Origin of the sequence: Candidatus Propionivibrio aalborgensis, from assembly GCF_900089945.1 — a bacterium.
GTDB lineage: Bacteria > Pseudomonadota > Gammaproteobacteria > Burkholderiales > Rhodocyclaceae > Propionivibrio > Propionivibrio aalborgensis.
This window is the reverse complement of the sequence record NZ_FLQY01000080.1, coordinates 1-6051: the sequence shown is the minus strand read 5'-3', so window position 1 is coordinate 6051 and position 6051 is coordinate 1. Positions and strand designations below refer to the sequence as shown.

5 protein-coding genes are annotated in these 6051 nt (G+C 54.6%); 3 read left to right on the top strand and 2 right to left on the bottom strand.

Going from position 1 to position 6051, the window contains the following annotated elements:
* Window positions 1-25: 25 nt before the first annotated feature.
* The 3 genes from PROAA_RS05370 to PROAA_RS05360 all read left to right on the top strand — a co-directional run bounded on the left by PROAA_RS05370 (window position 26) and on the right by PROAA_RS05360 (window position 4021).
* The gene (locus PROAA_RS05370; protein WP_186410359.1) at window positions 26-1792 is read left to right on the top strand and encodes a carbamoyltransferase family protein; all 1767 of its coding nucleotides are present in this window, start codon (window positions 26-28) and stop codon (window positions 1790-1792) included.
* A 6-nt stretch (window positions 1793-1798) separates the two neighbouring features.
* A complete protein-coding gene (locus PROAA_RS05365) occupies window positions 1799-2488 on the top strand; it encodes a class I SAM-dependent methyltransferase (protein WP_186410358.1) in 690 nt (229 codons plus the stop codon).
* Window positions 2489-2626: 138 nt separating this feature from the next.
* Complete coding sequence (locus PROAA_RS05360) at window positions 2627-4021, top strand: hypothetical protein (protein WP_186410357.1); 1395 nt, start codon at window positions 2627-2629, stop codon at window positions 4019-4021.
* Here PROAA_RS05360 and PROAA_RS05355 read toward each other — a convergent pair.
* Window positions 3964-4866: a glycosyltransferase family 4 protein gene (locus tag PROAA_RS05355; protein WP_222102115.1), complete on the bottom strand. Its 903-nt coding sequence runs from the start codon at window positions 4864-4866 to the stop codon at window positions 3964-3966. The two genes, PROAA_RS05360 and PROAA_RS05355, sit on opposite strands and share 58 nt — an antisense overlap.
* A gap of 108 nt (window positions 4867-4974) precedes the next feature.
* Window positions 4975-5859 carry a class I SAM-dependent methyltransferase gene (locus PROAA_RS05350; protein ID WP_186410355.1) on the bottom strand — a complete coding sequence of 295 codons (885 nt, stop codon included), beginning with the start codon at window positions 5857-5859 and terminating at the stop codon, window positions 4975-4977.
* Window positions 5860-6051 lie beyond the last annotated feature (192 nt).

Sequence of the window (6051 nt, the reverse complement as noted above, 5' to 3'; positions counted from 1 at the left end):
CAAGGCAACCGTGTGAGAGAATACTTTGGCACTGACTGTACTAGGACTTTCCGGCGCACTGACCCACGACCCCTCGGCCGCACTCTACATCGGAGGCAAGCTGGTTGCCGCCGCCGAGGAGGAACGCTTCGTCCGCGACAAGCACGCCAAGAACCGCATGCCCTACGAAGCAGCAAAGTTCTGTCTGGAATTTGCCGGAATCAAGCCGGCGGATGTTGATGCCGTAGCGATTCCCTTCGCACCGATCAGCCTCGCCGAAAAGGCACGCTGGCACTATGCGAAACGCTACTGGTATGCGCCGGATCGAGCCCTGGATGCCATTCTCACAGGCAACCGCCGCTACTACCGCTACAAGAAGCGCATCGAGTGGTGCCTGACCCAGCTCGGTTTCGACCTAAAGAAGATCGAGATCATTCCGGTCGAACATCACCTCGCGCACGCCTCATCGGCCTACCACTGCTCCGGCTTCACCGAGAAGACGGCGATCCTCGGTATCGACGGCAAGGGCGAGTACGCGACCACCTTCTTCGGTTACGGCGAGAACGGCAAGATCCACAAGATCAAGGAGTTCTACGACCCGGATTCGCTCGGCGGCCTCTACGGCGCAATCACCGAATACCTCGGCTTCGAGATGCTCGACGGCGAGTACAAGGTGATGGGCATGGCGCCCTACGGCGACTCGAGCAAATACGACTTTTCACGGCTGGCGAAATTCGAGAATGGCGAACTGATCGTCAATACCGACTACGCCAACGTGATCGGCTTCCGCCGCTACAAGGAGAACGAAAATGGAAAAAGCAGGGGCTACTACTTCTCGCCCAAGCTGATCGACTGGCTCGGCCCGATGCGCCACGGCGACATCGCCGACGACCCCTACATCCACTACGCGGCAAGCATACAGAAGCTGTTCGAGGATCTGTCGCTGCAAATGATCGAGCACTACCTCGGCGACATCCTGCGCGAAACCGGCAAGCTGGCCTTCTCCGGTGGCGGCGCACTGAACGTCAAGCTGAACCAGAAGATCATCGCCCGCTCCGACCTCAAGGAACTCTTCGTGCAGCCGGCCTCAGGTGACGCCGGCACCGCCGTTGGTGCAGCTTCCTATGTTTCGGTGGCGCGCGGCGTACCGGTAGAGAAGATGGAACATGTCTACCTCGGCCCGGCCTACAGCAACGAAGATGTGATTGCCGCCTGTGCCCGCCACCCTGCCAAACCGCAATGGCAGCAGATCGAAAATGGTGACACCTGCGTACCGCAACGCATCGCTCAACTGCTCGTCGACGGCCAGCCGGTGGCCTGGTTCCAGGGTCGCATGGAATTCGGCCCGCGCGCCCTCGGTGGCCGCTCCATTCTCGGCTGCCCGAGCGCCGCCGGCGTCGCCGATCGCATCAACGAGCAGATAAAGTTCCGCGAACGCTGGCGCCCCTTCTGCCCCAGCATGATCGACACTGTCGGCCCGAAAATGCTGGGCAGCGATCACCCTGCGCCGTTCATGACCTTCACCTTCGAAGTCGCCGAGGAATGGAAGAGCCGCGTTCCTGAAGTCGTGCATGAGGATGGAACCTCCCGCGCCCAGGTTCTTGAGCGAGAACACAATCCGCGCTACTACGATTTGATGGTCGGACTTGAAAAACTCACTGGCAACGCAGTCGTTCTAAACACCTCGCTAAATCGCCGCGGCGAACCAATGATCTGTTCGCCGACCGATGCGCTGAACATGTTCTATGGGTCGGATCTGGAGTATCTGGTGATGGAAGATATTCTGGTCAAGAAAACCTTTGGCCTGGAGTGAATCTAGATGGGATTTAGGAACCACGAGCTCTATATCCAACAGAACAAGAACCTGTTCAAGGGCCCTTTTCTAGAAATCGGCGCTAAGGACTACGGTTCCACTGTGAACCTTCGAAGTTTGTTCCCAAAAGAAGCTTACATTGGCGTCGACATGTCACCCGGAAAAGGAGTAGATCGGGTTATCGACTTCACCAGCCCCTTTGATCAAATCGATACCACCTTGGGTGGAGAACGCTTCAACACCATTTTCTGTTTAAGCGTTCTTGAACACTGCGATCAGCCTTTTCTTATGGCCGCGAACATCACTCGGCTTCTCGGAGCAAACGGATGCCTCTATGTCTCCGTACCTCATGCCTGGAAGTTTCATGGGTACCCATCGGACTACTGGCGGTTTACTCCCGAAGGCGTCAAGAAGCTCTTTCCTGACCTCTCGTTTGACGAGTCAGTAGCTCGCCTTACCACAGACGTAGTGGATGACTTTCGGATGATTGACGAAGACCTTGCCAGAATCAGGTTGAAAGGATCGTGGTTTCGCAAGAGGGGGCAGGTTCTGCGCAGCCTAAGCGCTGATCTGCTCACTCTTCTCGGATACGCTGGACTTTTTCCTTGGCTGACTCAGCATCGCTATCTGATGCCTCCGACAACCATTGAAATGATTGGCTACTGGAAGAGACAATCTTTGGAAACCAACGACTGATCCAGTATGTTGTCAGCCTCTTCGTCCCTATTCATTAGATTTACCAACTGGGTGACCCCGGCGAGAGTAGCGTTCATTGCCAGTCTCTTGATTTCATGGATAGCCATTTCGACCAGTGGGTCGCTTAACAGAGATGGCATGCTTTACGTCGATACGGCACGCGTGTTCCTGAATGAAGGGTTTGTTGCAGCCAAAGAAACCTTTAGCCTGCCTTTCCTGCCAATAGTGATGGCATTGTTTTCAAAGCTGACAGGTTTTGGTCTGGAAACGTCCGGGTACCTTTTAAACGCACTGTTTCTAGCAGGAGCCTGTGCCCTGATGACGGATTGCGCCGGCCGCAAGTATCCTGAAGCAGTCTGGCCCATTTGCCTCGTCCTGCTCGCTTTGCCCGGACTGAACCATTACCGGGACGAAATCCTGCGTGAATATGGCTGCTGGTTCTTCTTCATGCTCACTTTTTGGCTTTCCTTGCGATGGTCAGAATCACCCCGCTGGCCAATGGCGCTACTTGCGCAATTGGCGCTGGTACTCTCCGCTCTTTTTCGCCCCGAAGCTCTCACATTCTTTCCTGCGTTGATCATGTGGCAATGGTTCACCTCGCCGAAAGGAGAGAAGTTGCACCGTACATTGATGATTGGCGGCCTTCCCGTTCTCGGTCTTGTAGCCTTTGCAGTGCTTTTCCTCACTGGGCAACTTGAATCCGGGAATCGACTTGTGGCGGATTTCAACCGATTCAACCTTGTAGGTTTTGAGACAAAGGCACAAGCGCTATCGGCTTCCTTGCTACCCTACGCGCGTGATCAAGCCAAAAGCATACTGTTTTTTGGCTCAATTTCCATTATCCCGATAAAATTCGTGAAGCAACTTGGCATATTCAGCGTGCCTCTATTGTTCCTTTTTTCCACGCAGTCATTGCGGATGACCTTAACCCGCTGGCAGCCGTTCACTTGGGCATTTTTTGCTCACATACTGGTTTTGGTCGTTTTTGTCCTAGACCTGCAGTTTCTAGCTGGCCGCTACGTAGCGGTGCTGAGCTTGTTGGCAACCCCCTTGGTCGGCTATGGTTTGTGGCTGCTAATGCGGCGGTTTCCTCGCTGGAAGCATGCCATGATACTTCTTGCCGGAATCAGCTTGGCAAGCAACGTCGTTTCGCTCAATCCCAGTAAACAGCATTTTGTCCAGGCTGGTAGCTGGCTTGCTCAAAACGCAAGCGAATCGCCCAGGGTATATATCGAAAGCCCCCGCGCCGCGTACTACGCCGGCTGGCGTTTTGCAACCCGGCTCGGCGCTCAAGATCGTTCGCTTCTGCCAGAAAGGATCGCTCAGAAACAATACGATCTGGCTGTTCTGGAAGTGTCGCGTAGTGAACCGGATATCACCCCATGGTTGTCCAGTAGCGGGTTGCGTGAAATCCAACGTTTCACCGAAACAAACGGCGATGCGGTTATCATCGCCGAGCCTTTATCCGGAAGGATTCAAGACAACGCATCAAAAACCGGGCGCATGCGGGAAAAGACTGGATCGACGGAATAGTCAGCCAACACACGTTTTCTCCCCTCATCGCCAAGTCGGGAACACAAGCTAGTGTCGGCAGCTAATTCTACAATGCGTTCACACCACGACTCATCCGAGTTGACGAGGTAGCCGGTAACCCCGTCATCAACCACTTCGGCGTTGGCGCCTACATTCGAGGAAATCACCGGAAGACCGGAGGCCATGTACTGCAAGACCTTCAGCGCGCACTTGCCGCGACTCCAGTCATCATCGCGCATCGGAGCGATGCCGATATGTGCAGAGGCGAGTTCACTCGCCTCGGTTGCCGAAGTCCATGGCACGGCAAGTGTCGGAAGACCGGCCTCAGGCAGATCGAAGTCAGCAATGACCTTCAGACGCAGTCGAGGTAAGCGTACCGACGCAAGGCGCAAGGCCGGCAGCACTTCAAGCAAGTATTTCCTTGTCGATCTGCTTCCAATCCAGACCAAGTCAATACTGTCATCAGGTTTTGGGCTCTCGGCCGCGTATTGACTCGTGTCCACGGAGGTCGGAATCACAGTAACAGCCGGATTGAAACGAGCGGCAGTTCCTGCAAGAAATCCGTTGCCTGCCAGTATATGGTCGCAAGTTCCCGCCATTGCAGTAAAGCGACGCATACGTGTAGCGGAAGGTGAGCCGTCGGAGTTACAAAAGACCGCATCGTCAAAATCATATACAAGCCTGCTGGAAAGCCAGCGTAGCAGCCAGAGCATTGGAGCCGGAAAGGTCTTGCGCAGGATCACGACAATGTCTGCTGCTGCAGCGCTACGCAGCGCATACAGATAATTGAAAATTCCTCCGGAGACAGCGGCATGAGCAACGTCAAAGCCCGCCCGCTGCAGCAAAGGAAAATACTGCATTGCTCTGTAGCGCGTGGATGCCGAACTTTCCCCCTTGGAAAGAAACAGTATTCGCTTCGTCATACCGGTCATTGCGCCTCGGTTACTTCTCGACTACGCCGCTGGTTTGATAAAGGTCATCTGCATCGTGTCACCGCGCCCTTTTCGCTGCGCCAGCCAAACGTAAATGCGGGCCAGGAAGCGCCTCCAAGCGATCCGTTTTGACGCCTTGCCCTGGTTGCGGATCAGGTAGTCAAAACTGTTGAGGAATATCTTCGGTGTTGTTTCCATCACCAAGCCAGATTTGAGCAATCCGCAACCGGCGCCCAAGCGCTCCAGATTGGCCGGGGAGAAAAGAAAGAGATGTCTCGGCACATCGTTGGCATACCAATAAGTATTGAACCACTGTCGGCCGAGTGCTTCGCTACTTGGGGTTTCAACCACCAAACGCCCTCCCGGTCGCAGGATTCTGGTTAGTTCAGCCATGAAAGGGCGAGGCTCCGGGACATGCTCAATAACGTGACGCACCGTAACCAGATCGAAGCTCCCGTCGGAAAACCGCGCAGACGCCAAGTCGCCATGGTGTACGAGCAGCTCGCTCATGCGGCAGGCCTTCATTCCAGTTTCGCTGAATTCGACGCCCTGAACATCCCAGCCTAGCGTTCTCATGGACGTTAAGAAACGACCGTTGCCGCAGCCTACATCCAGAAGCCGCCCTCCACCCTCCCAGGCAGGTGTCGTCGACTGCTGAAACAACGCCATGAACGCTGCCAACAACCGATAAGGCAAAGGCGATCGCAAATGATCGTAACCGCGCGTACTCTGCAGAAAGGCCTTTCGCAATTTGCTGATATTGCGCGTCCGATTCTCCTGATCGAAAACAGTGTAAGTCTCTGGGTAGAAAGAGGCTATGACATCCATACCCGGTATCGGACTCTGAAAAACGCAAGCACATTCCGGACAAACGAAATAGTCATAGCGCGTATGCAGGTCGAACATCAAGTCACGCCCACTGTATTCATACTGAGATGGCGTATCGCAAATGGGGCAGGCTGAGTGCATTCCCTGATTGTGTATTGCTTGATTCATAGCGTGGACACTATTCCTTATTCGTAGGAAGAAAGAGGTGGCGGATTCAAGTCTGAAGTGCAACAGCGTTATGACGCGAGTGTAACTGCTCCGTAAATACTT

Excerpts from the sequence above, each read along its gene's own strand:
- PROAA_RS05365 (WP_186410358.1), top strand. The coding sequence starts at position 1,799 with ATGGGATTTAGGAACCACGAGCTCTATATCCAACAGAACAAGAACCTG.
- PROAA_RS05360 (WP_186410357.1), top strand. The coding sequence starts at position 2,627 with ATGCTTTACGTCGATACGGCACGCGTGTTCCTGAATGAAGGGTTTGTT.
- PROAA_RS05350 (WP_186410355.1), bottom strand. The coding sequence starts at position 5,859 with ATGTTCGACCTGCATACGCGCTATGACTATTTCGTTTGTCCGGAATGT.